Source organism: Oribacterium parvum ACB1 (assembly GCF_000238055.2).
Taxonomy (GTDB): domain Bacteria; phylum Bacillota; class Clostridia; order Lachnospirales; family Lachnospiraceae; genus Oribacterium; species Oribacterium parvum.
The window spans coordinates 325,743-352,101 of record NZ_KE148312.1 but is presented as its reverse complement, the minus strand read 5'-3'; the positions used below and the strand labels follow the sequence as shown (position 1 = coordinate 352,101).

The 26,359-nt window shown below is 38.9% G+C and carries 30 protein-coding genes; 2 read left to right on the top strand and 28 right to left on the bottom strand.

Translation table 11 applies throughout. From position 1 onward, the window contains the following. Nucleotides 1-12: 12 nt before the first annotated feature. The 4 genes from HMPREF9625_RS01750 to HMPREF9625_RS01735 all read right to left on the bottom strand — a co-directional run bounded on the left by HMPREF9625_RS01750 (nt 13) and on the right by HMPREF9625_RS01735 (nt 3,847). Nucleotides 13-942, bottom strand: coding sequence for a CobW family GTP-binding protein (locus HMPREF9625_RS01750; protein ID WP_009535001.1), 930 nt, complete (start codon nt 940-942; stop codon nt 13-15). Nucleotides 943-1,040: 98 nt separating this feature from the next. After that, nucleotides 1,041-2,006 (bottom strand): permease, encoded by a 966-nt coding sequence (locus HMPREF9625_RS01745; RefSeq protein ID WP_009535002.1) that lies wholly within the window; start codon nt 2,004-2,006, stop codon nt 1,041-1,043. 94 nt (nt 2,007-2,100) lie between these two features. Next, nucleotides 2,101-2,790, bottom strand: a complete 690-nt coding sequence (locus HMPREF9625_RS01740; protein WP_009535003.1) for a hypothetical protein — start codon at nt 2,788-2,790, stop codon at nt 2,101-2,103. 94 nt (nt 2,791-2,884) lie between these two features. Next, nucleotides 2,885-3,847, bottom strand: coding sequence for a helix-turn-helix domain-containing protein (locus HMPREF9625_RS01735; RefSeq protein ID WP_009535004.1), 963 nt, complete (start codon nt 3,845-3,847; stop codon nt 2,885-2,887). A gap of 183 nt (nt 3,848-4,030) precedes the next feature. Between HMPREF9625_RS01735 and HMPREF9625_RS01730 the strand changes: the two genes are divergently transcribed. Together HMPREF9625_RS01730 and HMPREF9625_RS01725 are read left to right on the top strand one after the other, a co-directional pair. Further along, the gene (locus tag HMPREF9625_RS01730; protein WP_009535005.1) at nt 4,031-5,788 is read left to right on the top strand and encodes an ABC transporter ATP-binding protein; all 1,758 of its coding nucleotides are present in this window, start codon (nt 4,031-4,033) and stop codon (nt 5,786-5,788) included. Then, nucleotides 5,785-7,494, top strand: coding sequence for an ABC transporter ATP-binding protein (locus tag HMPREF9625_RS01725; protein ID WP_009535006.1), 1,710 nt, complete (start codon nt 5,785-5,787; stop codon nt 7,492-7,494). Before HMPREF9625_RS01730 ends, HMPREF9625_RS01725 begins: the two co-directional genes overlap by 4 nt. 111 nt (nt 7,495-7,605) lie before the next feature. Here the strand turns inward: HMPREF9625_RS01725 and HMPREF9625_RS11270 are convergent, their stop codons facing one another. The 24 genes from HMPREF9625_RS11270 to HMPREF9625_RS01620 all read right to left on the bottom strand — a co-directional run bounded on the left by HMPREF9625_RS11270 (nt 7,606) and on the right by HMPREF9625_RS01620 (nt 26,357). Beyond that, nucleotides 7,606-7,965, bottom strand: coding sequence for a DUF8612 domain-containing protein (locus HMPREF9625_RS11270; RefSeq protein WP_009535007.1), 360 nt, complete (start codon nt 7,963-7,965; stop codon nt 7,606-7,608). Between the two features lie 166 nt (nt 7,966-8,131). Next, on the bottom strand, nt 8,132-9,517 hold the full coding sequence (locus tag HMPREF9625_RS01715; protein ID WP_009535008.1) for an ApeA N-terminal domain 1-containing protein: 1,386 nt from the start codon (nt 9,515-9,517) through the stop codon (nt 8,132-8,134). A 267-nt stretch (nt 9,518-9,784) separates the two neighbouring features. Beyond that, nucleotides 9,785-10,693 carry a nucleotidyl transferase AbiEii/AbiGii toxin family protein gene (locus HMPREF9625_RS01710; protein ID WP_009535009.1) on the bottom strand — a complete coding sequence of 303 codons (909 nt, stop codon included), beginning with the start codon at nt 10,691-10,693 and terminating at the stop codon, nt 9,785-9,787. Continuing rightward, nucleotides 10,686-11,291, bottom strand: a complete 606-nt coding sequence (locus HMPREF9625_RS01705) for a type IV toxin-antitoxin system AbiEi family antitoxin domain-containing protein (RefSeq protein WP_009535010.1) — start codon at nt 11,289-11,291, stop codon at nt 10,686-10,688. Before HMPREF9625_RS01705 ends, HMPREF9625_RS01710 begins: the two co-directional genes overlap by 8 nt. Nucleotides 11,292-11,393: 102 nt before the next feature. Next, nucleotides 11,394-12,254: a CPBP family intramembrane glutamic endopeptidase gene (locus tag HMPREF9625_RS01700; protein ID WP_009535012.1), complete on the bottom strand. Its 861-nt coding sequence runs from the start codon at nt 12,252-12,254 to the stop codon at nt 11,394-11,396. Continuing rightward, on the bottom strand, nt 12,251-12,796 hold the full coding sequence (locus HMPREF9625_RS01695; protein WP_009535013.1) for a DUF1697 domain-containing protein: 546 nt from the start codon (nt 12,794-12,796) through the stop codon (nt 12,251-12,253). The genes HMPREF9625_RS01700 and HMPREF9625_RS01695 overlap by 4 nt, the downstream gene beginning before the upstream one ends. A gap of 18 nt (nt 12,797-12,814) precedes the next feature. After that, nucleotides 12,815-13,198 (bottom strand): hypothetical protein, encoded by a 384-nt coding sequence (locus tag HMPREF9625_RS01690; protein WP_009535014.1) that lies wholly within the window; start codon nt 13,196-13,198, stop codon nt 12,815-12,817. 110 nt (nt 13,199-13,308) lie between these two features. Next, complete coding sequence (locus tag HMPREF9625_RS01685) at nt 13,309-13,722, bottom strand: DUF5301 domain-containing protein (RefSeq protein WP_009535015.1); 414 nt, start codon at nt 13,720-13,722, stop codon at nt 13,309-13,311. 86 nt (nt 13,723-13,808) lie between these two features. Next, on the bottom strand, nt 13,809-15,197 hold the full coding sequence (locus HMPREF9625_RS01680) for a hypothetical protein (protein WP_009535016.1): 1,389 nt from the start codon (nt 15,195-15,197) through the stop codon (nt 13,809-13,811). Nucleotides 15,198-15,627: 430 nt separating this feature from the next. Continuing rightward, entirely contained in the window at nt 15,628-16,626 is a 999-nt protein-coding gene (locus HMPREF9625_RS01675) for a PDDEXK nuclease domain-containing protein (RefSeq protein WP_009535017.1), read from the bottom strand. A gap of 122 nt (nt 16,627-16,748) precedes the next feature. Continuing rightward, on the bottom strand, nt 16,749-17,324 hold the full coding sequence (locus HMPREF9625_RS01670) for a CPBP family intramembrane glutamic endopeptidase (RefSeq protein WP_009537871.1): 576 nt from the start codon (nt 17,322-17,324) through the stop codon (nt 16,749-16,751). Beyond that, nucleotides 17,315-17,530 carry a hypothetical protein gene (locus HMPREF9625_RS11455; protein ID WP_009537863.1) on the bottom strand — a complete coding sequence of 72 codons (216 nt, stop codon included), beginning with the start codon at nt 17,528-17,530 and terminating at the stop codon, nt 17,315-17,317. The genes HMPREF9625_RS01670 and HMPREF9625_RS11455 overlap by 10 nt, the downstream gene beginning before the upstream one ends. 374 nt (nt 17,531-17,904) lie before the next feature. Next, complete coding sequence (locus tag HMPREF9625_RS11450) at nt 17,905-18,132, bottom strand: hypothetical protein (RefSeq protein ID WP_009535019.1); 228 nt, start codon at nt 18,130-18,132, stop codon at nt 17,905-17,907. A 2-nt stretch (nt 18,133-18,134) separates the two neighbouring features. Then, nucleotides 18,135-18,359, bottom strand: coding sequence for a hypothetical protein (locus tag HMPREF9625_RS01660; protein WP_009535020.1), 225 nt, complete (start codon nt 18,357-18,359; stop codon nt 18,135-18,137). A 74-nt stretch (nt 18,360-18,433) separates the two neighbouring features. After that, a complete protein-coding gene (locus HMPREF9625_RS01655) occupies nt 18,434-18,643 on the bottom strand; it encodes a DUF3791 domain-containing protein (protein ID WP_009535021.1) in 210 nt (69 codons plus the stop codon). Nucleotides 18,644-18,737: 94 nt separating this feature from the next. Next, nucleotides 18,738-19,550, bottom strand: a complete 813-nt coding sequence (locus tag HMPREF9625_RS01650) for a DUF6630 family protein (RefSeq protein ID WP_009535022.1) — start codon at nt 19,548-19,550, stop codon at nt 18,738-18,740. Continuing rightward, the gene (locus tag HMPREF9625_RS11445; protein WP_009535023.1) at nt 19,537-19,809 is read right to left on the bottom strand and encodes a hypothetical protein; all 273 of its coding nucleotides are present in this window, start codon (nt 19,807-19,809) and stop codon (nt 19,537-19,539) included. Before HMPREF9625_RS11445 ends, HMPREF9625_RS01650 begins: the two co-directional genes overlap by 14 nt. Further along, nucleotides 19,775-20,002 carry a hypothetical protein gene (locus HMPREF9625_RS11440; protein WP_009535024.1) on the bottom strand — a complete coding sequence of 76 codons (228 nt, stop codon included), beginning with the start codon at nt 20,000-20,002 and terminating at the stop codon, nt 19,775-19,777. The genes HMPREF9625_RS11445 and HMPREF9625_RS11440 overlap by 35 nt, the downstream gene beginning before the upstream one ends. A 32-nt stretch (nt 20,003-20,034) precedes the next feature. Further along, nucleotides 20,035-20,772, bottom strand: coding sequence for a CPBP family intramembrane glutamic endopeptidase (locus tag HMPREF9625_RS01640; protein ID WP_009535025.1), 738 nt, complete (start codon nt 20,770-20,772; stop codon nt 20,035-20,037). A 61-nt stretch (nt 20,773-20,833) separates the two neighbouring features. Further along, nucleotides 20,834-21,454 carry a HEAT repeat domain-containing protein gene (locus HMPREF9625_RS01635; protein WP_009535026.1) on the bottom strand — a complete coding sequence of 207 codons (621 nt, stop codon included), beginning with the start codon at nt 21,452-21,454 and terminating at the stop codon, nt 20,834-20,836. Between the two features lie 81 nt (nt 21,455-21,535). Continuing rightward, nucleotides 21,536-21,607 (bottom strand): SdpI family protein, encoded by a 72-nt coding sequence (locus tag HMPREF9625_RS11740; protein ID WP_456319901.1) that lies wholly within the window; start codon nt 21,605-21,607, stop codon nt 21,536-21,538. Between the two features lie 161 nt (nt 21,608-21,768). Further along, nucleotides 21,769-22,674, bottom strand: coding sequence for a ketopantoate reductase family protein (locus tag HMPREF9625_RS01630; RefSeq protein ID WP_009535027.1), 906 nt, complete (start codon nt 22,672-22,674; stop codon nt 21,769-21,771). A 235-nt stretch (nt 22,675-22,909) separates the two neighbouring features. Beyond that, nucleotides 22,910-24,646: an ABC transporter ATP-binding protein gene (locus tag HMPREF9625_RS01625; RefSeq protein WP_009535029.1), complete on the bottom strand. Its 1,737-nt coding sequence runs from the start codon at nt 24,644-24,646 to the stop codon at nt 22,910-22,912. Then, a complete protein-coding gene (locus tag HMPREF9625_RS01620) occupies nt 24,630-26,357 on the bottom strand; it encodes an ABC transporter ATP-binding protein (protein WP_009535030.1) in 1,728 nt (575 codons plus the stop codon). Before HMPREF9625_RS01620 ends, HMPREF9625_RS01625 begins: the two co-directional genes overlap by 17 nt. Between the last annotated feature and the right edge of the window lie 2 nt (nt 26,358-26,359).

Below are 26,359 nucleotides of genomic sequence, written 5' to 3'. Positions count from 1 at the left end.
TTTTCTTACTCTTTAATTCTTTAATTTCATGGGACTATCCATCGTCTTTTTCCAAGCTTCATCAATGCTCCGAATCACCTTTGGTCCAACCTTCGACAAAAATACCAGCTCGGAAATCTCCTTCTCAGGGCATGGCTTATAGTCGATTAGTTCTTCCACCACATCCACTTGCATCCAGCAATTGTCCAAAAGGAAAAAACCTTTAATCCGATAACAGTCCGGCAAAACTGCTTGTAAAAATTGATGAAAACGCTCTTTGGAAACATTTTCCGCACATACCAGAGAAATGGTTTTCGGCTTGTTGTCCACTGTATTTAAGCTTTCTTCCGAATCTATCCAGCTTCCCTTTTCAAAGCCCTCTCGAATAAAGCTAAGATCTGCTCTTCCATTTTCACATTGTAAAATCAGGCAATGGGGATTCACTTCCCGAATCAAAGAAAGTACTTTCTTATATTGTTCCTCGGAAATCAAATCCATCTTGTTCACGATGGCTACATCACAATGCTTTAACTGCCGATCTACCGTTTCCGTATCCTTTACCTGCTTCGGAAAATGTACGCCGTCAATCAGGCAGATCACTCCCTGAAAATCATAGACGTCCCCGGCTAGAACTTCTACACTCTTTAAAATGTCCCGAATATTCGAAGGATCGGCAAGACCGGAGCTTTCCACAAAAAGGTATTCCAACTCTCCCTTACCCATCTCTGCCAGAGCCTCCACAAAGGAAAGTTGCAGGCAGGAGCAAAAAATGGAGCCTCGGTTGATTTCTTTGATTTGTATCCCCTTTTTTTGAAGGATGCTTCCGTCAATCCCGATTTTTCCAAATTCGTTTTGAATGACTGCAAGCTTTTTATCGGAGAATTCTTCCAGGATATGTAGCAAAAGACTGGTTTTTCCGGCTCCCAAAAAGCCCGTTAACACAAATAACTTTTTCTTTTCCATAAATATCTCCTAATAAGGACAATGTAGTAAAGGTAGCACAAGATAGCCTGCACTCCGGCAGTACTGCTTAGTCAAAAGGAAAGCATTTTCCTCTTAAATCATACCAGGAGCACCGCCTGTAATGCATTAAAAATATATCCGATAAGGATAATACCGAGGATGCATATTCCTATAAAAGTCCCCAAGAGCTTCGGCTTAATGACTTTCCTAAGCATAATCATAGAGGGAAGAGAAAGGGTAGTGACCCCCATCATAAAGGCCAGCACCGTTCCCAGCTCCGCCCCCTTCATAAGAAGGGATTCCGCAATCGGGATCGTTCCAAAAATATCCGCATACATGGGAATCCCCACCAGAGTCGCAAGAATCACCCCGACAGGATTCCCTTTCCCAAGTAAAGAAATAATCAGGTTCTCCGGAATCCAGTTGTGAATCAAAGAGCCGATACCTACCCCTAAAAGGATATAGGGAAAAACCTTTCGAAAGGTCGTTTTCACCTGCTCGGCAGCATAAGAAAGACGCTCTTTCCGGGATAATGTGGGGAGTGCCTGTTCCACAGGTTGCAGCTGCAAAAGAATGGGTTCTATCTCATTTTCCAAGGACAAATGCTCTATCACTAAGCCGCCTAGAACCGCCAGCAAGAGTCCCAATATCACATAGACAGAGGCAATCCTTAGACCGAAAATACCGGTGAGGAGCACAAGGCTTCCCAAATCTACCATGGGAGAGGAAATCAAAAAGGAAAAGGATACTCCAAGGGGAATGCCGGCTGCTGTAAATCCCATAAAAATCGGAATGGAGGAGCAAGAACAAAAAGGAGTAATCGTTCCCAGAAGAGCCGCTATGATATTGGCATAGATGCCGTGAAAACGCCCCATAATCCGCTTTGTCCTTTCCGGCGGAAAGAAGCTCTGCACATAGGAAATGGCAAATATCAGGGCGCAAAGGTAAACTGTGATTTTCACACAATCATAGAGAAAGAAATGAAGGCTTCCTCCGAGGCGACTTTCCGTAGCAATCCCAATACGCTCCAAAGCCACCCGAAACAGTCGGCTTAGCCAGTCCATTCTCAAAATTTCCTCTTGTATAAACTGTATCACGCTACTTTTTCCCTCCCCTTTGCCACAACCCAATACATCCTATTTTGTGTCTTTCTGCATCTTATTTTCCTTCTTTTAAAAGCGCCTCCAAATAATCAAAATCTTCTTGCAATTGCTTTTCCGGATACATCCTTCTTGCTTCCTGAATCCCCTCTGCCACGCCCTCCTTTTTTCCATAGCAGCATAGATCCATAAACAAATCCAAAATGGTAAAGTTCTTTTTATAGAACGCATTCTCTTTGTATTTTCTGAAAAGAGATTCACTATCTTTATAAAGAGTCTCCGCCTCCTTGTATTCCTTTAAGTAAAAATAGTTTAAGCAGAGATTCAGCCTTCTCACCATCTCTACAGAAGACATTTTCTTTACCCTCGGTGCCAATTCCTTTAGAATTTCCACCGCAGCACGATATTCTTTTTTTCCTGTTAATGCCGCCGTACGATTCAGCTCTGCAATAGCCCTAAGATGCTTGGATTTTACTTTGTCTCTAATAGCTGTTATCTTTTCCAAATATTCATCATACTTTGCTTCAGCGAGTAAGGGTGTCAGGACGTTGATTTTCCTTCCATAAAATAAATTATAGGACAGGTTTATGATAACGCCGGTGAGTAGAACTGCTATGGATGAATAAATGTAAATGCGCATGGTTTCTTCTTCACTAAGTTGAAAGCGCAACTTAATAAAAAGAAGAATAAGCCCGAATAAGATGCCCAGAGCGATACATATTTTCATGCTTTTACTGATTTTTTTCATATATCTCCTTGTTTAACCGGTTTAGGTAATCTGAAAAAATAACTTTTGCAAGCTTTAGGATAGCAAAAATTGTATAAATAGAAAATATTCTGCCTTATTTCCTCCGTGCCATTTTACGATATTCCGACGGAAAGAGTCCTGTATTATTTTTAAATTTTTCCGCAAATCTTCCGGCATTGGAATACCCGACAGCCGAAGCTACCTGGTCGACTGTAAGATCTGTAGAGGCTAGCAGCATTTCCGCGTGGCTCATCCGTCGCTCTTGGATGTACTCCGAAATGGTGCGTTGATAGACATGCTTAAAAGAGGTCTTCAACTTTGTTGTACCCATACAGGCGATTCGTGAAAGGGTATCCAGCGGCAGTGCCGAGTTAAAATGGTCATGGATATAGGAGGTAACATTACTTAAGGCTTCTATATCCTGCTTGGATATTTTTGCAGATAAATCACTTTTACTTTTCTTTCCGTGTTCATAAACAAGAGAAACCGCTTCTGCGACCTTACCCTCATAAAATAATTTTGCCGGTATGCCTTCTCCTTTATACTCCCAAACTTGGCGTAAAAGACGGGACATCTCCGGAAAGTCAAGCGTCTGCCCGATGCGACGAAACGCCTCATTGGGAGGAAGGTAGTCATCCGGATAGCTTTCCCGCAGATATTTTTCATAATATGCGGGAAATACTTCAATCCCCACGGAACGAATCGGAATATTCTTGTGCATAATGGATTGATAAAGCGCATGCCCTCCATGAAAGGTTTTGACGCATCCCGCAGTTAAACGACGGTAAGGGGTCAACTCCTCCCCGGACACAGAATCATAGTAAGTAATGCTTAAACACTCCGGCGTAGTAAGAGAGATAAAGTGATCCTCGAAAAAATAGAAATCATGGATTTTAATATCAAACAAATCCTTTTCTCCGTAGACCCAGTAATATCCACAGGCTACTTCCTTTGGCGCGAGATACAATTTTCCGGCAGGGCTAAAGTTCTGTGTAGATTCACATTCAACAAAACCGCTGCGGGTAAGCCATTCTCTGTAAAATTCGTTGACTTCCATAGAATCCCCTCAAAATCATACATATCGGACATCATTTCGTACAGTTCAGGCAAACAACGCTCGACTGTATTGTTTCGCTTCTCCTGATTTTTTATACTGTTTTTGCGATTAGCGACATCTAACAATGTATTACCACAGTATCTCTTTCATTTCAATATGTACGGTTAAGGGGAGGGAATTGCTTTGCATAAGAACCGGGAAAAGCCGATAAAATTACTTCTTACATGGGCAGGCAGCGACAAATGGTACTTATTTGCCTCAGTTTTCTGTGCTTTCTTGAGCGGACTGTTTGTAATCGGACCATACGTCGGTATTTACCACCTGATGGACGCCGTTCTGCTTGGAACACTGACAAGGAAAGGATTGACGGACTGTATCGTTCTCATAAGTGTCACTACTGTTTTCCGCATGGTTCTCTTGGGGCTGTCCGGCGTGCTCTCGCATAAAGGGGCGTACAATGCGCTGTTTCGCGTGCGCTGCATGATTATAGAAAAGCTCGCGAAAGTGCCGCTCGGATACGTTAGTGAACGGAGCACAGGCGAAATCAAAACCGTCTTGAATGAAAACATCGAGAAGCTGGAGTTGTGTCTTGCCCATAATATCCCGGAGCTTGTCAGCTATCTCACCGGTCCTGTCGTGATTTTTATCTACCTCATGACCGTGAACATCCCGCTGGCACTGATTTCCCTGATTCCTCTCTTTTTGGATATCCCGGTAATGATGGCGGTGTTTCAAAAAATGTCTGCCCTATTACCGGAGTCCAACGCCTCTCTCGCCGACTTCAATTCCGTCATGGTCGAATATGTCCGCGGTATGCGTCTCATTAAAGCATACCGGATGGGCAGCAAATCCTTTAAAAAATTCAGAGAAGCCATTCTCGACGAAAACAGAGCATGGAACAAAATCGCGAAAAAGACCGCTCCCCTATATGCCGTGTTTATCCTGCTTCTGGAGTCCGGACTTTTACTCCTTGTTCCTCTTGGCGGGAGACTTTTCCTGCGGGGATCTATCCCGGCAAGTGTATTTCTCCTCTTTTCCTACATCGGTTCCTTGTATTTAACGGAACTGCTTCCACTTCAACAGCTTTCCGGGAATTTTGCACAGGCATTTAGCGGCATGAGCAAAGTCAAAGAAATACTGGCGCTTCCCACCTTTGAAGGGGGAGACGATTTCCCCGAAAGCCATGATATCAGGTTAAAAAACGTACGTTTTTCCTATGACGGGAAAATAAACGTGCTGGAAAATGCCAACCTAAGCATCCGGGATGGCGAAAAGATTGCCGTTGTGGGCGCATCCGGGGCAGGGAAAAGCACGGTTGCCGCACTGATTGCCCGTTTCCATGATGTGGACGAGGGAGAGGTTTTGATCGGAGGGAAAAATGTTAAAAGCATTCACTATGAAACGCTCCTTCAGCATATCTCTCTTGTCTTTCAGAAGACTTTTCTGACCCGGGACTCTGTCTTTGACAATATCCGTATGGGGAAGGATGCATCTCTTACGGAGGTGCGGGAAGCTGCAAGAAAAGCGCAGATTGACGATTTCATTATGTCCCTTCCGGATGGATATGATACAAAGGTCGGAAGTTATGGTTCCCGCTTTTCAGGCGGAGAAAAACAACGAATCGCCATCGCTAGGGCAATTTTTAAAAATGCGCCCATTCTCATCCTGGATGAAGCTACAAGTGCTGCCGATCCGGAAAATCAGATGGAGATTGACAAGGCGATTAAGAACCTCTGCAAAGGAAAAACCGTCATCATCATTGCCCATCGGCTTAGTGTGGTCGGTATGTGTGACAGGGTCGTAGTAGTAGAAAATCACACGATTTCCGATATAGGGACCCATGATGAACTGCTTACGCGAAACAGAACCTATCGGAAAAGTTGGGAAAGCTATGAAGCGGCAAGAAATATCCGTTATGGGAAAGGAGGAGACATAAGATGAGAGACATGAATCTTTTCCATAAGAATCCCCGGTTTTACCTCGCGCTGCTATTGACTGTTTTGGAAGGACTGCTTTCCGGAAGTAACTACATTGTCCTTTACGCAGTGCTGAAAATGCTGTACGACGGGTCCGCTGATATAAGGAGCATCACCCGTATATCCTGCCTCGTCGGCGTAATCTTCCTGATACGGCTTGCCATTTACAGCACAGGCTATACACAAAGCCAAATCGGGGGCGCTGAGGTTTCTAAAAATATCCGTCTCGGCCTTGGCGATAAGCTAAGGAGAGTTCCGCTATCCTCTTTTACGGAGAAACAGGAAGGACAATATATCAATATCATGACGGCAGATGTAAACAGTTATGAGCAGATTCTGACGCACAAACTTGCCTCCCTTGTGAAAAACGGAGTTCTGTCCGTAATCGTACTTGCTTTGATCTGTGTTCTCTATTTTCCTGCCGCAATCCTCCTGCTGTTTTCTCTTCTACTCCTCATTCCGGAAATGTTGCTGTCGTTTCGAATTGTGGAGAAGTACGGCAAGGAGAAGAATTCCGTTACGGCGGAAGCCGTAGGACAAATCGTTGAGTACATTGACGGAATCCGGACCTTCCGTTCTTATGGAATGGGTGGTGTTAAAAACAGAAATACAACAGATGTCCTGCGGAAATTCAGCACCGTCAGTTATCAATATGAGGCACACGGAATACCTGTTAATTTCGCTTTTAACATAGTCAATTGGCTGACTGTTCCGCTTGTGATGTGGATTGGATTCATCCCATGGCAGTCCGGAGACATTTCCGCAGTCACTTTCCTGTTTCTCTGCATGATGCCAATGGTTTTCGCTCGTCTTACCGCTGCGATTTCGGTCGACCTGTTCAGTTACAGAAATCTCCTGCTCTCTAAGACAAACATTCAAAACGTGTTGGAGGAAAAGGAAGAAGCAAAAAGCCAAGCTGTTTTTTCTCCCAAAGAGCACGACATCTCCTTTCACGATGTATCCTTTTCTTATGTACAGGGGGAAGTTGTTCTGAAAGAAATGAACTTCTCCATCCCGGATTGCAAGCTAACCGCAATCGTGGGAGACTCCGGCTCGGGCAAATCAACAATTCTGAATCTGATTGCAAAGTATTATGATCCGGATAGCGGAGAAATTGCCATCGGAGGACAATCTATCCGAAATGTCAATGCGGAAGATGTGCTGGATAGCATCTCCATGGTGGATCAGGACACCTTCCTGTTTAATGATACAGTTCGGGAAAATATACGCCACGCAAAACCTTCCGCCACCGATGAAGAAATTGAAACCGCCTGCCAAAAAGCGAACTGTGACCCGTTTATCCGCAAAATGGAAAAGGGCTATGATACTTCCGTCGGGGAAAATGGAAATCTGCTTTCCGGCGGTGAACGGCAGCGGCTTTCTATTGCCCGGGCCATATTGAAACACAGCCCGATTCTGCTTCTTGATGAGGCAACCGCCTCTTTGGACATTGAAAATGAATTCGCTGTAAAACAGGCAATTGTAAGTCTTCTGCAAGAAAACAAGACCGTTGTGATGATTGCGCACACATTGTCTATTATAAAAAACGCGGATCAAATCCTCGTGCTGTCCGGTGGAAAAGTAGTGGAGTCCGGAACCCATGAAAAACTTTTGGCATTGGGCGGTAAATATACTGCCATGTGGAACGCCGAACAATCGATTACGGCGTAGAGGGGGGCACACTGAATTTACTCTTCCGGCGTCTACTTTAGGGAACTTTATGTATTTTCTATTTGCAAAAAGTTCCCTAAAGCAGAAGAAGCACTCGTGATAATCTCTCCACTAAATATACTGAATAGGTAAAGCCAATAAATTCTCTCTAAGATAGGTCTTTTTGTCAATAAGGCATAGGATGATTCCCGTTCTTGACAGAATAGAAATCCAGTTTTTTATGGTCGGTTCACTTACGCCAACATCTCCCGCAATGTTTTTATAATTCAGCATTTCCCCTGTTCTTGCCGCAACTGCTTTTAGAAATTTTGTAAACGTAATACTATCCGCAGCAATCAGTTCATGGATATCTCTTTCCAAATAAGTGGCAACATAGGAGGAATAAAATTCCTGCCAAAGATTCCTTTCATCAATTCCAGCTTTACCAGTGTGGATTTTCCCACCTGTCTTACCCCTACAATCAATGTACATTTGCTGCTTTTACCCTCTTTTTAAAATATCTGAAATAGCTCTTGGAATATATGCCACGCCCGACCTCCGACTAATCTAAAGTCTAATTTTAGATTAGTCGCCACATAAGGTCTTGTTTTGTATTGTCAAAAAGTGAGTGTATCATCCAGTGTTTATTAAATACGGTTTATGATTCTTTCTTTTCGTTCTCTTTCTGATAATAGTTTTGAAATTGTTTCCACCATGCGATGCTGCTAAGACGTTCTCTTACTTTCTCTTGATTATCAATTCCTAATTTCAAACAAACGTTATATTCAAGTAATAAAGCCAGAATGCCTATCACATCAATAAGTTTGTCACCTTTCAACGCTTTTTTCTCTTTGGACTTTCCATAGTGGGTATAATAATGTCTAGTATCTGCGACAGTCTGAGCAAATCCAGCGTCAGTTACATAGTAATCCCTGAACAGCCCATCATTCTTTCCAATGAGGAGGTCATTCAATCTTGACACCAAGATAATATATTTGCAGTTTTTATCTTTTTGAGTATCGCACAATAACAATTTTTCTATATCAGGATAGTTTTGACAGCTCCCAAAACGCTCAATTACGGACGCAAAATATTTGTCTTTACTATTATCGTAAAAAAATCTTGCGTGAAATGTTTCCAATGCCTGAACAATATTCAGAAAAATCATTTCAGGTGGCATATCCGTATACTTGAATAGCGATAAATATAGATTGAATACGGGTTCTAATAAAGTTAATTCTTTATTTATATCTTTTTCTGGTAATAACTGAGCAAGCGTGAAATTGTATTCCCACTGACTACTGTTATAAATGGGAAGATGATGCTCTGACGTATACAAATAGTTCTGGTAATATTCAGTATGCTCATCGAGTTGATAGCTATCATCATAGTCATACAAATACTGTTCGTTTATGTTCACATTATTTTTTATTGCGAATGAAATCAAAGATATTACTTTGTTACGTACTGAGATGAAATACGATGTTTCCTGCTTTTTATCCGCTTCAATACTTACAACCAAACGTTCAACAACCTTCGATTCCTCTTTGTGTGGAAAGCTAAACAATTCACAGTTCAATGAAATATGAAATGTGATTGTTGCGTCAAACCAATGATATACATTTTTATTATCATTTACTTTGAATTTTATTACCGAAAGGTCACTCGTATCTATGGCAGATAATCCGCTCCAGTCCAAAGCATTTTCTAATACACACTCTAATTTATTGTACTTAATATTTATTGCATTCCTTTTTGACCATATCGAATATTCAGCAACATAAACAAGTTTCTGAGTCTGAAATAATCGCGTTTGATTCTGAGTGCAACGATTATGGAAGAGTGTAACTATTATTCCAGAATTAAGAACGCCTGTGATTATATCTAAGTTTCCATAGCTTTTTCCCACAGGAATATCCAATAATTGCTTTCCAAGATTGAGTAAAGTAGTGCCTCTCTCTTTATTATAGATTAACTCGCCAGTTATCTCTTCTTCACCAATTTTGAATGTTCCTGTAAAATGTCTATCAATATTATCCTGCATATTTTCACCTCATATTCTATCTCCATGCGTTAGCTATTTCTTATGGTTTTCCATATAAAACCAATCAATCTTTTCCGCTTTTTAAGGAAGCTTTATGATGGTGGATCTCTCACCTTCAAGAACCCATTTCTGACGTATTATTATCTATACTTTTCTTGACGAAGTACTGCGCAAACAAATAGCACAATGTATTTTTCAAATATCACTTCATTTTCTTATCAAAAATATAAAATATTTAAATCATCTATGATCCCGATAAAAGGTGCGCTACCTTCTGTTTGGATTCCACTTTCCGTTGGAAGCAGTCCAAGTTTCAACAAATTCTTTATCCTCTACGGCTGCATTGTATGGCTCTGACAAGAATTTTCTTATCGTTTTCAGCACCGCAATAAAATCATCGGTCTTTGTATCAATCTTTCGACAGAAGGCTTTCCACTTTTTCTGCATAGCGTCGTCGCTACCGAAGGTCATAATCTGCTCGAACTGCTCCACCGTAAAGTGATGCTCACGATTTTTAAAGGTCTTATTCAGTGCTTTCGTCAGCGTTGCGCCATCGAAATCAAACTTATTTGCGAGGTAATAAAGATCGTAATAGTCCTTCATCCGGCTAGAGAATTCCATCAGAGAAAGGATAGCGTCAAGTTTTTCAGCAATCGTGGTTTCCAAAGAATATGTGTTGACCATTGGGGCGTTAAAATCGTCAAGTTGCGTCGGTATCTTTCTCTTTTCCTGCTTCGGAACGATTACATCACCGACACCGAAGTCTATACTAAAAGGAGTTTTCGTATTCTTGATCTTCGCCACAAGGGAAGCACCGATTCCAGCATATTTCTTTGCCACCGCAATGGGAGCCACATTCTTGATTTCAAAGGTAATGAAATCGTTGCCGGTGTCTGTCGCTATGATTTCTTCCAATATGGCCTTAAGTTGTTCCGGTGTGTTCGGTATCCTCCTGAGCAAGAAATCAACATCAACAGTAACACGGCTATCAAAGTCCGTGAGGGAATAGATGAACAGACCACCTTTTAATACAAGGTTTTCTGCATATTTGGACTTTTCCAGTCTGCGCAGAAACTCCTCCTGACAGAAGAGTTGCAGGCAAAGCTGATAGCTTCTGCCGCTTTCAGCTGCTTTATTTTTGAGTCGTGCGAGCACAGATGTGGAAATATCAGCCATTCAGCAACACCTCCATTAATTCTGTCACTTTTTTATACACATGCAAGCTCTTTGCATATATCGAAAGATTCTGCAGATTTTTTTCCGGATCATTTGCATATGCATTGAGTGCTTTGTTAAAAGTCTCCGTATCAAGCCTTGCGCGATATTTGAAGCAGTCACAGAGCGTTCGTTCACGGTCATATACTGCCAGCATTACTCCGTTAAAAGTATCATATATTTTGCCAAGCTCATAAATGTCTTGCTGAACATAATATACTTGCAAGCGAAGAATGTTGTCTCCGAGCTTTGTTCGTGACATAGAGCGAGGAACGGCAATCGACCATCTACGAGGAGTAAAATCACAGTATCCGTAATGAAATAGTGCCGATTCAACACAGACAATTCCCTTTGGAAAAAGTTTGGCAAGCATCTGCTCTTCTGAAGCGGTATCATGGTTGGCAAGACTGTAATACCCATGACGAACACGTTCAAGAAATCCCACATTGCACAAAGATACTACTTGAATAGCGGAAATACCGGCAGCGACAAAATCAGCCGATTTGGCTATTCCGCCTTGTTGAATGATTATATTTTTAACTTGATTTTGAATATCCATCAATATACCTGCTTCGCAAAATATCAAACACACAATATTCTTCTATGTATCTGATTTTTATTATACTCATAATCTCAAAATAATCAAAAAATACGCACATATTTAGATTCTGTGTGCGCATTTTTTAAATTCCTTCTTTACTAAAACCCCTATCATCAAAGCAACCGTAATATATCCAATAATCGCCGGAAGAGCTGCTTCCACACCAAAATTACCACCTGTTAGTAGCTTATTTGTAGACTGTATGGGAATGATAAGATAGGAATCGTTCCCCATACCATTTACCGTATCCCCTATTCCGAAAACGCCGCCGATGATAAGGATATTCCAGGCTGCATGCGCAAATGCCCCCGGATAGATTGAATCTGATTGTAACGCAAATAAAGTAAACATGGCTGCAACCGATGAACCGGCCAAGATTAAAAGTACCAGATCCGTAAGGTTGAAACTTTCCATATTCATGATATGGGCACAGGCAAATAAAAGAGAGGGTAGTATCACTGCAGCTTTTAAGCCTAAAGTTCTCTGCATATACCTAAAAATCATGCCCCTGAAAATCAGCTCCTCACAGATTCCTGCAGTAATCCCAAAACTAAATATCCCTCTTATCAAAGATATCCAAAAGCTTCCCGGTTTTGCAATGTAAGCTTTACTTGGCAGGATATACGCATAGAAAGCCAGAACGGTGAGTGGTAGGGCTATAGAGATAAGGAACAACTTAATATCCATCTTTTTGAGTTTTAGTCCCAGCTCCTTTGCGCTCATTTTTAGTAGCTTCGACGATACAAAACGAGCAAGGGCAACGGTAACCGCAATCCTTACAAAAGCCGGTATGACAAGGCGCAAATACTGATTGGAAAAACATTCTTGCACTAAACCTTCCACAATAGCACCGATTATGAATACCAGTATGGAAAGCACTATAACTCCTATGTTTTTTCCTATTAGCTTTATTGTTTTCATTCTGAGCTCCTCAAAATTTCAGCAATCTTATCAAAGGTATTTCCGTTTCGAATCGTAATTTGCTTGTAGAAATCCTGCTTCATGAGTTTTTTATGGTAGGTGGTTTTTAGATATTCCGCCTCATCCATTTTCCCCCAAAATACTGCCTGTTTCCCGACATATACTTTCTCATTGTAAAATGTAGAGTTCTCTATAAAGTGGAGAATTCCGGATTTATCCATACCACAGGAATAAAACAAAACATCTCTTCTTGCCAACTCCTCTTCCCACCAAGCCGGTAATGCCGCTTGTTCTTCCAGATACTCCTCTTTCGTAAGTAAAGCAAAGGGAATTGAAAAATCGTAGTTTGTTTCTAATACTTTTCTTATCTTTAAGATACAAGCCTCACGACTTTCCACACTACTGAAAAACAGATTGCCGCTGTTGATATAGGAATCAAGATTTTCAAAACCTGCATTAGCCAATAAGGCTTTTAAATCCGTCATAGAAACTTTATTTTTCCCACCCACATTGACAGCTCGAAGGAAAAGGATATAGCGCAAGGAATTACCTCCTTAAATTTAGTGTTTTTTCTTCCACAACGAACCCAGCAAGATACCGATTGCAGAGATTATCACTCCGGCTACAATCATTCCGAAATCCGGGGCATTTATCTTGTTAACGGCAATGTTGTTTGCCATTTTAAATGTGCCATATTCAGCAAGCATATACATTAGGCCAAAGAAAAGGGTAAATCCCCATTTTCCTTTTCCAAAAAAGTCATTTTTCCCAATCAGCACGGACTCAACAAATGTTGTTACCGGTAGAATAATCCAAAGGTACATCAAGCTGTAGCTCATAGCATCACTTCCACTTGTAAAAAACCAAAATACAATCATGGCAAGTGCCCAAATCAGAAGATATGAGAGTATGATAATGATTTTGTTTCTAATATTATGCTCCATGCTACTGCACCTCCCTAGCATTTTTATTGTAGGGAAAATGCCCCCTGTCGTCCAGCAAATGGCTTTTACATCACTTATAGCGTGTGTCAAAATCCTTTTACATTGTCCCTTTATTGCTTTAATTTACCGCTAATCTCTTTAAATACTTCTTTTTTAATTTTCCAAATCCCTGAATAGGGTTGTTCAGCATAGGTCTTATTTCTATTTTCATATAGATAAACGACTCCCCAGTTCCCTTCCGTATTGTTATAATAAAAGCTAACAGCCAGAAAATTTTTAATGTTTGCAGGCGATTCATGATAACTTTCCCCTCCTGTATCTTTAGTATTTTCTTTGATGTCCTTCACGATTTTAGCTATTTCATCCTGATCCGTGATTTTCACAGTATTTCCGGAAGGATTTTCCGTAATTTCCATTTCTGTTATTTCCTTTGCCTCCGGCAGGCTGATTTCCTTCTTCGCTCCGCAAGCTGTTAAGGCAAATATAAAAATAAAAGCTAAAGCGATTCCCATATACTTTTTCATGTTTTTCCTCCACAAGTTTACTGCTGGATGCGCTATTTGAAAATGAGAATGATCTAGTATAAGATGACTACTCTTTGTTTACATTGTTATATTTCAAGATACTCTTTGTTTAGTAAAAATTCTTCGTACCAGATTACTTTCACAGAATAATACTCCAAATACGAATATGCATCTTTAAAGTTCGACCAACCATACCAATGATTTAAAATTATACTTTTAATATTTTCGATAGCTTTATGTTTTATATCAGAATCTTCTGAGTCAGAAAAAATAATTGATATATTAAAAAGGTCTGGTCCATTTTCTTCGCTAATTAATGTATTCAAAAATGCATCTTTTGTCACTGCTTCCATACATTCTCTTGTGTTTTTTTGAGGTTTATTTACATAATAAGTAAATAACGTCCTCCAAGTAATATTATATTTATTATCTGAAATCAGCATATCATAGTTAAAATTTTCTATCTCTATTTTTCCGTTTAAAAACTTTGCTATTACATGATTTGGTGGACTTAAAAAATTTTTTATTTCATTCCATTCTTTTTCCCAACAGCTTATTCCAATATATCGAGAAATCATTTCTGCTGACAAAAATACAAGAGTTTCAATATTTTCGTAAAAGTTTTTTGCTAGATTAAAAAAAGGTGATAACGGCCACAAAAATTCTTTTTTGTATGTAATCCTTCCATGTGCTATTTCATTTCTCACTTTAATCATATTATCTATAAAAAAATCCACATTATCATCTAATAGCTCATATTGTTCCAGAAAATATTTAACTTTAATTGATAAATTAAGAGCATCACCTATCAAAAGTCTGTTAACCGCTTTTTTATTCTGTTCAACCATTTGCTTTCTCTTTGTCCCTGAAAAGTAATAAAAGTTAAAATGTTGATATAACATACTTTCAATATTTGCTTCAAGTTTACCTTTCAATTCAGTAGCAACACACTCTCCCATTAACTCAAATATATGAAAAAAACTAATTATCGCTTCATCATAATACAAATCAGCATCGCAACTTTCTTCCTTCAAATAAAGTGCTTTTCTCCACCTATCGAGCAAAGTACTAATTAATTCGGGTTCTTGATTTAATTTATGTAACATTGTTATTAAATCTTCTGAATAATCAATACCATTAACTTTTAAATGAAACTTTTGTTTTTCGTATTTTATTGACTTAACAGAAGTGGCGCTACTATGAACATGATAAACAGTCAGTGGAGAACCAGTAAAAAAGGAAATAATTCCTTGTACAACTAAATTATCCTCTCTACTATACCTATTGATTTCAAATACTCCATTGTATTCCTCCAATTCACACTCAGTAATCACTAATAATTCCTTACACCTTGAACCATTAAGTCTTGTCTTCTCGCTAGTGTTAAAAATCACTGAATGATTATACTCAAAATAAACATCAATATTATTTGGCTCACAAATATAGTTATGTGAACTATATGCCTTATGTGACATTTTCTCGCATTCCTTTCAATTCTTAAGCATAGGATTCTAAAGATTTGGAGATAGATCGTTTCATAGCAAAAAATGTAATAAAAAAGAATATAATACTGATAATTATTAAAGTGATGTTATTTCTCCATAATCCAATAATAGTAACTCCTTATGATATGATTACAAATATACTCTAATGACTGATGAAATATATTTTATCCAGCGAATAAAATTGTTAAGTGAAACACAAAAACTCTCAGATAGATAAAAGCTTTTTTCTACTACTGAGCACTGAGTAAAACGATATTCCCATAAATAGTAAATATCATCTATACAATACACTAAATGTCACAAATCAGCCAGCCTTCCGGTTCATCCAGCCAGCTTCTTCACATGATGGAACTGGATAATGAACTCACAGAAAAATACCCTTTTGTTCCCAAGACACAATTTACTTAATTCTCTTTAGAATATCTTCAACAGACGGCAGCTGCTCTTCCAGGGCATTCGGAAGACTGCTCGTAACTTTATACTCACTCACACCAATCGGCTTTGAAATGTCCTTTAGAGAATATTCTGCAATCAAATTATTCTTGCTTTTGCAGAGCAGTAAACCGATGGACGGATTGTCTTCCTCTTTCTTTAGGATTCCATCTACTGCAGATAGGTAAAAGTTCAGCTGACCAGCATATTCCGGTTTGAAATCTCCTGCTTTCAACTCGATAACTACATAACACCGCAAGTTCAAATTATAAAACAATAGATCAATATAAAAATCATCGCCCCCGACATTAAGATGATACTGATTGCCTAAAAATGCAAATCCTGTTCCAAGTTCCAGCAGAAGCTTAGTAACGTCGCGAACAAGCGCCTGCTCAATATCTCTTTCCACCATCTCCTCACGGAATGGGATAAAGTCGAACACATACGGGTCTTTCATGGTCTGCGCTGCCAACTCACTTTGCGGTGACGGCAAGCGACTTTCAAAATTAGAAACCTTATCAACCAACACCTGACGCTGATATAGTCCGCTTTCGATTTGATGCACCAGCACATTGCGAGACCAGCCATTCTTTGTCACTTCTTTCGTATACCATATATGTTCATCTACACTCTTCAGTTTATCCATCAAGGCAATATGATGATACCAAGTTATTTGTGCAAGTGCCTCTTGCACAAATTCTCTATCTGAAAAACGAGCAGCAAATTTTGCCATATACTTTAGATTGCGAACAGAGTAACCTTTGCTTTCCGGGAACGCCATACGAATATCGGACGCAAGGTTATCAATGAATTTGTTTCCCCAAGTTTTGTGCTCATTAATGACACAACCGATGTCATAATATAGGAGCAACATATCTGCGTTTACATGAACAGCTGCCCGATACTGCGCACTCGTAATTTCACTCTTTATCTTCTCAACAATGGAGATATACTCCGACGAATTCATTAACACTCGCTTCACCTCGCTTTCAATGTAATCTGTATTTTTTACAATAATGCGTTGATTCTCGCATCCTTGCTCTTGATATAGTCCCTATCAAATCGCTGAACTTTTGGCAGCAGGACCGCTCAGCCTACTGTAGAGGCATTGTCAGCTTTCATTAAGCTACTTTTTGCCTTCTTTGTCGCATGAACTAACAAAATAGCAGCAACTATACATATTACTTTGGATGCATTCCCTATAATTACATTATCATGAAAAGTAATTTGAGATAATGTATTCATTAGTGCATGTGTCATTACACATATCCATAAACTATTTGAATAGGCAAATAATGCCGATAGTATGAAACAGTTTGTGAATAGTCCCAACGAGAAATTAAGAACATCAACCGTTACAATGCTACCATCAATACAAAAAAACAAAAAATGCCATACTCCCCAGCACACAAAGGTCATCATCGTCGCAACGATATAGGAAAGCTTTTTCTCTAGACAGGGCTGGAAAGAATATCTCCATCCTATTTCTTCTATTCCCCCAAATAGAATGGCCTTAAAGAATAGAGCTATCGGAATCCATACATTTTCAATTTGGAATCCCTTACTTATTGCCACAGAACAAAAGTCTATAATTAAAAACACAATTGCCATTGCATAGATTTTAAATGGCTGCTTTATCTTGAAAAAATCCTTTATTATACGCAAAGGCTTTTTCCCATTGTATTTAATTTGATAAAATGCGCCCCAAAAGGCAGACGACACACCTCCAGTGATAATAAAAACCATCCCCAGAAAGAATGGTAGCCTAATCCATATCCTTTTTCTTTTAGAATTCCAACCAGTACTGCAACTGCTGTTATATGAAGCAATGTTGGAAATAAAAATGCTTTCATTATCGACTTATTATTCATTATACCTTTCTTCCATAACGCACTTCTACAGGCACTGTAATCTGACCGTTTGCTGAAATTTTTGCCAAGTTCATATTTTCTTCCTTTCGCTCTTTATCTTACTTAAATTCTTTAGATTCTTTAGATTTCAAGTTTTCTTTTATTGTTATAAATCAAGCATTATAAAAAGCAAACTTTGAACTATTGTGCTTTAGTGAATCGACAAGAAGTGCAATGCCTCTTCTCTGATTTCCTTATCGCAGGATGCATTTTCAGAAATTCCCTTCAGAATATCTAAATAGACTTCCGCTTGATCTGTTCCATTGATAAGACGATTTAGCATCCATACCGTATGTAAAGTAGGCATTTTTTTTAAGGACAGAAGAAGTTCTTCTTCATATCCTTTTTTTATAAAATCTCTCCACAAAATGGACGATTGGTCCGGGACTTCCAAAGTCTGTCAAAGGATGCCTTTCCATCAGATGGAGCAAGGGCTGTACGGAGTCTAATTGATTATAGTTTTCTTCAATTTCTTCCATGCAGTCCATCATCACGGTTTCAAGATCGTCATTATCTTGAATGCAGGCTTCCATTTTTTGAATGATGCTGTTTAGCCTTTCCATGTCTATTTACACCTCAGATTTTTCTCAGACCTTCTATAGTAGTCCAAAAAATAATCAGGTCCTTCTTTCCACAGTTCGGAATCAAAATCATAAAGACATTTGCATGCATTAGAACTCAAAAGTCTATTTCTCGACTCTTCAATGGAGATATTTTCTTCTTCAGCCATATCACAAATAGCATCTGTAAGTATCATGTCTGCACATGCATTCATTTTTTCAAATGACATATTTTCTTGCCTCCTGAAATTTCAAACAGCCAATTGCTCTTTCCGTGGTAGGCGCATTCCATCTTTTAGTTTCACTAAATCGCTCCCTTCGTCTTTAAAACATTACTGATATCCTCTAAATTGTGCTCATCACCATTAATATGAAAAGTGTCATAACACGACTCTATATATTGCCAGATTTTATGTTTTGAAAAAAGATCATTGGCAGCCGCCCGACTCATTCTATACTTTTGGCAGAACTCTCCTAATAATCTAATTTCCATGAAAATTATTTCGTTAATCATTAGCGTTTTTCTCCTTAAACATTCAAACTTTTCGGATGAGAAGTAATTATACCATGCCTCGATTGTTTCCTTGGAATATAACTATAAAATCTTCTCACATCTCTTCAATCACCGCTATTCTATGCAAGAACACTTTCACCAGTTCCCTTGCTTTTGCAAAGTCTTCCTTACTGAGAACCATCATCGCATAGCTGTCACTTCCTATATCCATGGCAGACAAAACATACTCTGTCCACTGGGCATTCAGAATCTTTCCCCACCTGGGAATATCCTCTTCATCATTCAGTATTTTCTCATCCATCTCAAGATTTAGGCCGGCACTTAATTTACGCACAGCAGGAATAAAGCTATCTTTCCTTGCTTTCCAATCCAGTTCTATAAGCTTTCCTTTCCGCTCTAATGCGAAAAAAAGCTCTTCCCAGGCATGATCCATATCTTCCATACTTTCATGCTTGTGTTTTTTTAAGAATCGCTTCGCCGTTTGGGGATCTGCCAGCAGGAGCTTTGTTAATTCTTCAAATGCGGATTTTACGATTGCATCATCATTTCCTATCACTTCCGTATAAGTCCTTTCATCGGGAAGAACTTCCTTTTTTACAAATGCCCTCATAATCTTTACGGCATCGCTGTAGCTTAAGTCGGAAATTAGATATTTTTTATCCTCTATTTTCAAATATAAATTTACAAGCTCTTTGCTTTTCCCGACTACCGCTTTCATAGACGTACAGCCCTTTATGGCATGGGAGGGGCTTATCTCTGCATAAGTAGTATATCCGTCATGCATTGCTTTTAGAGAATTGTCAATTCCGATGATATGAAATCCATTTCTATCGTAATTGGGGTCTTTCATGTGCCATTCTTCATAAATCTCAAAGAACACTTTCTGTATCCAATTATAGATGCTCATGATTGTTTTCCATCTCCTCTTTCGTCATTCCGCTAAGTTCTTTCACCCACATCCCTACCGTGTCGGAAAGCAGAGAATCACAAGTATATTCCTCCGTACCGTCCATATATTTGCAGAAAAATAAAGGCTCTCTTATCGCTGCTTTATAAAACTGCATTGCCACATCCTGCAAATGCTCAGGATGAAACGGAAGTGACAGTTCTTCCGCTAACGCCCCCCGAATCTTATCCCACCTCTCCTTCACTACTGATAAAGCCAATACTTTCATCCTCTAACAACACAAATTCTCCGCCACTTGCATCATGTGCAAATGCCTTAGCTTGCATAGAATAGTTTTCATTATTCTCCATAAACTGGATTTCCTGAAGCTGCTTGTAAAAGCAAATGTCACACTCTCGCATAAGCATAGTATGAAGTTCCGTATTATTATTGATCTGCTCCCATAATTCCATTCCGTTTTCTCTCCTCCTCTACAAACTGGGAATTATGATTTTGCTTCTCCGTAATACCATATATATATTGAATATATAAGCATAGCAATAACACCTATTATAAGTATAATATTCAATTTAATGATAAACATAGACAAAAGAGTGTTTGTCAATCCATGAAAAACACTACAAGCAAATATGCATTTCGTTTTTTTGTAAATTGTCGCTAGCCAAAAACTGAGTATAATAGCTAATACTAAAAACAAGGTAAACGGCATATTTTGTTGAGATGACCCATTTATAAACCAAAGCGGTATATGCCAAATCCCCCACACTGTGCCTGTAATAATGGCGGATATCGGAGAATTCAATTGTTGCTCTAATAAAGGCTGCATAACTCCTCTCCAACCTAATTCTTCTTCACCACCATATATAAATGTTGCTTGTAGAAAAATTAAAGGTATTAAATACATCTTTAATGCAGCATTAAATTCTCTTGAAGATAAACTTATTGTCAGTATTTCAAAAACAGAAAATAGAAACAGATAGTTCAATGATTTTTTTCTGTGTTCAAAAATGAATTTTACTATAGATTTAATCGTATTTTTTTCTTCCAATACAAATAAAGTTGCTATCGCTGGTCCGAAGCCTCCTATAATATGCAGAATAGTACCTAAAGGATGGGAAAATGGAAAAATATTGAGACTTGTTAACGCAGCAAGCCCACACCATGCTATCCAAGAAATAAGGAATGTAATGATAAGAAATTTTGCCAGCCTCTTAGAATTCAATTTAGTATAACTCCTTCTCAACTTCTCCGTTCCAATTATGGCAAGTAACAGAACAATGTCTTTAATCCTTGATAAATTTACTTGCCAAGTGATAAACCTGTTTGATCTCTTTACTATCTAAGGACCAAGCCTCTACTTCTTTTCGAATGAAATCCGGAAATTTCTTACTGATATCTCGTAAAGCATTGCCCACGGATTTTCTGACATATTCACTAGGATCCTCTTTTAAAGCGGCTAAGCGCTGAATGGCTTCTTCCGGATGATCTTTAAAATAGGCTCTGCTTGTCCAGATTCTTAGCCCTTCCGTAACGGCTCTTCGGGCGTTCGGCTCAGGACTTTGTAGCCATTCCGAAATCGTGGGAAGGGCTTTTTCCATTCCGATTTTTTTACAATAGGTATCAAAGGACTTCGCTAAAATCTCCTGCACTCTCCAGTTCTCATCCTTCGTAACTTCTTCCTTCATAAAATGAAGGATTTCTGTGTCCTCAGATAAGTAGCCGAAAAGAAATACCCCATACATTCTTACTTGATAAGCAGGAGATTGAAAAGCTGCAAATGCCAAAGTCTTGCAATAAGCAAAATCATGGGAGTGAAAATCCTGTAAAGCTCTACTTTCTTCCGTCTTGAAACCGTTTTCTATCGAAGAAAATTCCTGTTCTAACTCGGCAATATATTCTTTCATATCTGCTCACCTCCTTAAGAGATTTGCTCTGCCTTTTTCTATTTTGCACTGACAAATCTCACTCAAAAAGCTCCGTCAATTCTATTTATCTTCTCTAAAGATACCATACTTTCCAAAATATTGATTCGCAAATCTCCATGTTTCCTCATTCATCATTGACCTTTTTGTTCGGTATCCGTATACATAATTAATTTCTTTCGGTGTTTTCCTGCAAAGTAGTCACCCGAAGAAAATCATAGTTAACGGAATAAGTAAAACCATAATGAACATGAATATCCAGAATCCCATTTGAAATTCCTCCATTACTTTTACTTCTAAAGCATTGATTCAGCCTCAGTTATATTTATAACATTTTCCATGTACTCATAAAATTTCTTGTGTAATTCTCTCATTTCATCCGGTGCGTTTATCGAATGTTGATACATGAACTTTTCGCCGAAAGTACTTCTATATACAAACGACATAATAAAAGTCAATATCGGCAGCGGCACAAACAAAAAGATATTCATTTTCCATGGGGATAACTTGCCACAGGTTTTCCGCACAAATTGGAGGTTTCGTTTTAGAGCTTTTGCTGTCTTATGCATAATCTTGTGTGCATAGCCGGCTTTTGCAGGGTTATCCGCTTCATAATATGCATCTGCAATAGGAACTACCATTGCAAGATGACAAAGCTGCCAAATGTGCATATCTTTCACTATCTGATATGGAATAGAAGATTGCTTAAAAATCAAAGAAAGGTGTCTTACTCTATCCGTTCTCATTCCGGAAATTTCTGCAAAGGTAGTCGGTTGAATGATTTTCGGAGTAAGCGTGGCATCCAATACATCATCCTTAATCCTTCCTCCTGCACCCGGAAATGCCGGAAGGATTTTGCCTTCTCCACAAAGATTCTCCCATTCATTGTAGTCATCCATAGAATTTGTCATTGTTACAATGCATTTGCTATTATTGGTTTTCAGTTCCTCAAGTGCCTGATATAACTGATTCTCTCTGACTGTCAAGAATATAAAATCATATTCGTCATCATCCTTGAGTTCAGACAAAACAGAAACATTTGCTTTTGTAACTTTTTCTCTTTTCAAATAAAGTAGACCCTTCTTCTTGAGCGTTTCCAGTCTGGCTCCTCTTGCATAAACAGTAGTATCAAAACCCGCTTCGGCAAAAAGCGAGGCATATAGCGAGCCTATCACTCCCGTACCAAATATGAGTAATCTCACTTACAGACTCCTTTCTGTCCCATACAAGATATCCGCCCATCATGGATTTTATGACAATATCACCTGCTACGGGAAAGGCCTCACAAACAAATTCAATTTCAAAGTCTATAATAACACGGTGAATCCTCCTTTTTCCACCGTGCTCAAAGCAAGTAATCGTAAATTTCCACCGAGTTCCAGTATAAAAAAGGAAATGGCGGCTTGAAATAGTTTCATTTTAACCTTCTCCTTCACACTAATTGGCAATCTTCCAAATAGTTGCTTTATTTTTCATGCTTATCAAGGTTTTATACAAACCTCCCTGCTTCATCAGTCCTTCATGATTTCCTCGTTGTTCTATTTTCCCGTTATTTAAAACTAAAATCTGATCGGCGTTTCGTATGGTAGAAAGCCTATGAGCAATCATAATGATGGTCTTGTTCTTTGTCAGTTCTTCAATGGCAGCCTTTAGTTTATCTTCATTTTCCGGATCAATATTTGCTGTGGCTTCGTCAAAAATGACAATCGGGGCATCTTTTAACATAGCTCTGGCAATGGAAATTCTCTGTTTTTGTCCTCCGGAAAGAGTGGCTCCGCCTTCTCCAATCAACGTATCGTAACCATTTGGCAAGGCTTCTATAAAATCATGACACATCGCCTTTTTAGCAGCTTCTATGACCTCTTCTCTTGTGGCACTTGGCACACCGAACTTGATATTATTTTCAATCGTATCCTCAAAGAGATATACATTCTGGAATACCATAGCAATATGACTCATCAGATGGGGCAGGGTATACTCTTTAATGTTTTTGCCGCCCATTAAGATTTCTCCTGCGTTTACATCCCAAAATCTTGCAATCAGATTGCAAAAGGTCGTCTTTCCGCTTCCGGACGGACCGACAATGGCAGTCATGGTGTTCTTCTTCATCTCACAGGAAATATGATCTAAAATTGTCTTTTCATCATAAGCGAAAGAAACATCTTTAAATTCAATATCCGGGTGACGGATTGGACTTGTTTCAGCTCCTTCTTTTATTTCAGGAATCTTTTCCAAATATTTCAAGCTGTCGATGGAGTTCTCTGCAATTCTCAGTATCGCCATAGAGCTTCCTGCCGCCTTAATTCCTTCAAAAATAATAAAGCCGGCAATCATAGACATAATGGCATCTGCCAAAAGCATATCTCCTTCAATGTAATACTTGGCAGATAAAATAATAATAGCGGCAATACTGATTCCAAGAACAATTCGCTGTAAGGCGATATATGGCGTCATGGTTTTTTCCAGCTTCATTGTAATATTGCAGTTTTCTTCAAACGCATTGCTCAGTTCTTTATTATTCTTGCCTCCTAAATTGTAGGATTTAATCACCTGCATTCCTTGTACGGTTTCCAGTACCTGTTTTGTCAAATGTGTTTGAGCAATACCGATTTCACTCGCATTTTCTCTTGACTTTTTCTCCATAAAATAGGTGACAATAAAAAATGCAAGGATACCCAAAAATGCGGTAATTCCTACCATTATGTGCAAATAAAATAAGGCTAAGGCAAAGACGAAAGTATTGAGTAATCCGCCTAAAACAAGCACAAGTAACATCGGTACCTGCATTTCAATCTGGCTGAGAGTGGTGGTACTCATTGTTGTAATCTTTCCTAAACTGAATTCACTGAAAAATCCCATCGGTACTCTTTTCAGCTTGTTTCCGATACGGATTCTTTTATCCGCCGCCATAAAATAGCCGGCATGCGTTTGCTCCAGCTGAGATATATATTGCGTGATAATCTTTCCGACTAAGCTGATAAGAAGAATCCCCAAGACAATGGCTATATCCTTCATGGAAAGAGTTTCGTCAAATATTTTAACGAGAACATAATACACACCGCCCATTTGCATTGCATTAAATGCCGCACAAAGGAAACCGACAATAATGGACTTTTGTATATTCGACTGTTCCTTTTCCGCAAAGTTCCATATTTTCTTAAACACTGTAATCATAACGCTCCTCCTTTACCGCAGCTTTCCACAAAGAAGAATAGACATTCGATTTTTCTAAAAGTTCCTCATGCTTTCCACAACTTTCAATCTTCCCGTTTTCGACCACAAATATTTTATCTGCATTGACAACGGTTCTAAGCCTATGTGCAATTAAAATTAATGTTTTTCCTTTCACCAAATTACTGATGGCTTCCTGCACAATACTTTCGTTTTCGGTATCCATATAGGAGGTAGCTTCATCTAAAATAACGATCGGTGCATTTTTCAGCATGGCTCTTGCGATAGAAATTCGTTGCTTTTCTCCTCCGGACAAATGTCCTCCGCCTTCTCCCACAATCGTGTCATACCCGGCGGATAACCCTCGGATAAATTCATCACAACCGGATAATTTTGCCATTTCCTCTACTTCCTTATCACTTGCCGACGGTTTTCCGATTCTTATATTTTCTCTGACAGACATATCAAATAGATAGTTGTCCTGTGATACATAAGAGATGGTTTCGGATAACTGTTCCAGCGGAATCTCTTTGATGTTTTTTCCCCCGATTATTACTTCTCCGGCATCTGCATTCCAAAAACCCGCGATCAGCTTCGTAATGGTTGACTTTCCGCCTCCTGACGGACCGACAAATGCCGTTACCTGATTTTCCCCAATCGTCAAACTGACCCCTTCTAATACTTTCTTATCTTCCGTATAGGAAAAATCCACATTTTTCAGTTCAATATCACTGCCGGATAGCGAAACATTCCCTTTACCATGCTCAAGATCAGGGGCATCCAAAATCAATCCGATTTCCTTTGTAATCGTTCCTATTCTGGACAGATCATCCATATAATTGGTCGCCGTCAATATATTTTCCACCGTTCCAAAAGAAAGTACAATGATGGTTATAAAAGTCGCTATTGTTAAGGAACCATTTAAATAGAAATAAACTCCTAACGGCAGGATTGTAAGCAAGGACATAGGTGAAATTTTTCTGTATGCAGATACACCAATCATCGTTTCTTTCATCCAATGATAATAAAATGCCGCATTTTCATGGACTGCTTCACTGTATTTCTGGTAGGAAGTTTCGCTTTGATTGAACATCTTGATGACCTCAATTCCACCAATGTATTCCACCACTGCGTTATTCATTTTCTGATTGATTTCCACCGATTGCTGATACTTTTTCCCATAAGATGCCATCACCGATTTCATACAGAACATTCCAATCACAAGAGGAATCAAGGAAACAAGTGCCAATCTCCAATCCAAAATAAACATATAAATCAGTAAGAGAATCGGACCGATGATATTGGCAGTCATTTCAGGAATAATATGTGCTAAGGTTGTTTCCATAGAATCCACCTGATCCACAATAATATTCTTGAGCTTACCGGAAGAAATATTCATAACCTTTCCAAGGGGCATCCGAAACAGTTTTTTAGAAATTTCTCCCCTTATCTTTTTTAAGGAATAAAACGTTGCCTGATGCGATATGGAAGTGGAAGCCGCCGCAAAGATTTCTTTCAAGACCATTGCAGCTAATACCATAAGACCGTATTGCAAATAAAATCCGAATTCTGTGTTTTTTCCAATCAGTCCTACAATCATTTTTGCTAATACGATATATGCGGCAAGACCGGATACCACTCCTAAAACTGCCAATAGAACGGATTGAATGTAAGTGTTCTTATATTCTTTTACATACTGTTTGATTAAATTCATAA

Excerpts from the sequence above, each read along its gene's own strand:
- HMPREF9625_RS11270 (WP_009535007.1), bottom strand. The coding sequence starts at position 7,965 with ATGTACATTGATTGTAGGGGTAAGACAGGTGGGAAAATCCACACTGGT.
- HMPREF9625_RS01650 (WP_009535022.1), bottom strand. The coding sequence starts at position 19,550 with ATGAGCATCTATAATTGGATACAGAAAGTGTTCTTTGAGATTTATGAA.
- HMPREF9625_RS01620 (WP_009535030.1), bottom strand. The coding sequence starts at position 26,357 with ATGAATTTAATCAAACAGTATGTAAAAGAATATAAGAACACTTACATT.
- HMPREF9625_RS01655 (WP_009535021.1), bottom strand. The coding sequence starts at position 18,643 with ATGATTAACGAAATAATTTTCATGGAAATTAGATTATTAGGAGAGTTC.
- HMPREF9625_RS01735 (WP_009535004.1), bottom strand. The coding sequence starts at position 3,847 with ATGGAAGTCAACGAATTTTACAGAGAATGGCTTACCCGCAGCGGTTTT.
- HMPREF9625_RS01680 (WP_009535016.1), bottom strand. The coding sequence starts at position 15,197 with ATGTCACATAAGGCATATAGTTCACATAACTATATTTGTGAGCCAAAT.
- HMPREF9625_RS01690 (WP_009535014.1), bottom strand. The coding sequence starts at position 13,198 with ATGGAGCATAATATTAGAAACAAAATCATTATCATACTCTCATATCTT.
- HMPREF9625_RS01625 (WP_009535029.1), bottom strand. The coding sequence starts at position 24,646 with ATGATTACAGTGTTTAAGAAAATATGGAACTTTGCGGAAAAGGAACAG.
- HMPREF9625_RS01675 (WP_009535017.1), bottom strand. The coding sequence starts at position 16,626 with ATGAATTCGTCGGAGTATATCTCCATTGTTGAGAAGATAAAGAGTGAA.
- HMPREF9625_RS11455 (WP_009537863.1), bottom strand. The coding sequence starts at position 17,530 with ATGAATAATAAGTCGATAATGAAAGCATTTTTATTTCCAACATTGCTT.
- HMPREF9625_RS01745 (WP_009535002.1), bottom strand. The coding sequence starts at position 2,006 with ATGGACTGGCTAAGCCGACTGTTTCGGGTGGCTTTGGAGCGTATTGGG.
- HMPREF9625_RS11450 (WP_009535019.1), bottom strand. The coding sequence starts at position 18,132 with ATGGAAAGGCTAAACAGCATCATTCAAAAAATGGAAGCCTGCATTCAA.
- HMPREF9625_RS01635 (WP_009535026.1), bottom strand. The coding sequence starts at position 21,454 with ATGAAAGAATATATTGCCGAGTTAGAACAGGAATTTTCTTCGATAGAA.
- HMPREF9625_RS01740 (WP_009535003.1), bottom strand. The coding sequence starts at position 2,790 with ATGAAAAAAATCAGTAAAAGCATGAAAATATGTATCGCTCTGGGCATC.
- HMPREF9625_RS01700 (WP_009535012.1), bottom strand. The coding sequence starts at position 12,254 with ATGAAAACAATAAAGCTAATAGGAAAAAACATAGGAGTTATAGTGCTT.
- HMPREF9625_RS01705 (WP_009535010.1), bottom strand. The coding sequence starts at position 11,291 with ATGGATATTCAAAATCAAGTTAAAAATATAATCATTCAACAAGGCGGA.
- HMPREF9625_RS01685 (WP_009535015.1), bottom strand. The coding sequence starts at position 13,722 with ATGAAAAAGTATATGGGAATCGCTTTAGCTTTTATTTTTATATTTGCC.
- HMPREF9625_RS01750 (WP_009535001.1), bottom strand. The coding sequence starts at position 942 with ATGGAAAAGAAAAAGTTATTTGTGTTAACGGGCTTTTTGGGAGCCGGA.
- HMPREF9625_RS01725 (WP_009535006.1), top strand. The coding sequence starts at position 5,785 with ATGAGAGACATGAATCTTTTCCATAAGAATCCCCGGTTTTACCTCGCG.
- HMPREF9625_RS01710 (WP_009535009.1), bottom strand. The coding sequence starts at position 10,693 with ATGGCTGATATTTCCACATCTGTGCTCGCACGACTCAAAAATAAAGCA.
- HMPREF9625_RS01715 (WP_009535008.1), bottom strand. The coding sequence starts at position 9,517 with ATGCAGGATAATATTGATAGACATTTTACAGGAACATTCAAAATTGGT.
- HMPREF9625_RS01660 (WP_009535020.1), bottom strand. The coding sequence starts at position 18,359 with ATGTCATTTGAAAAAATGAATGCATGTGCAGACATGATACTTACAGAT.
- HMPREF9625_RS11440 (WP_009535024.1), bottom strand. The coding sequence starts at position 20,002 with ATGGAATTATGGGAGCAGATCAATAATAATACGGAACTTCATACTATG.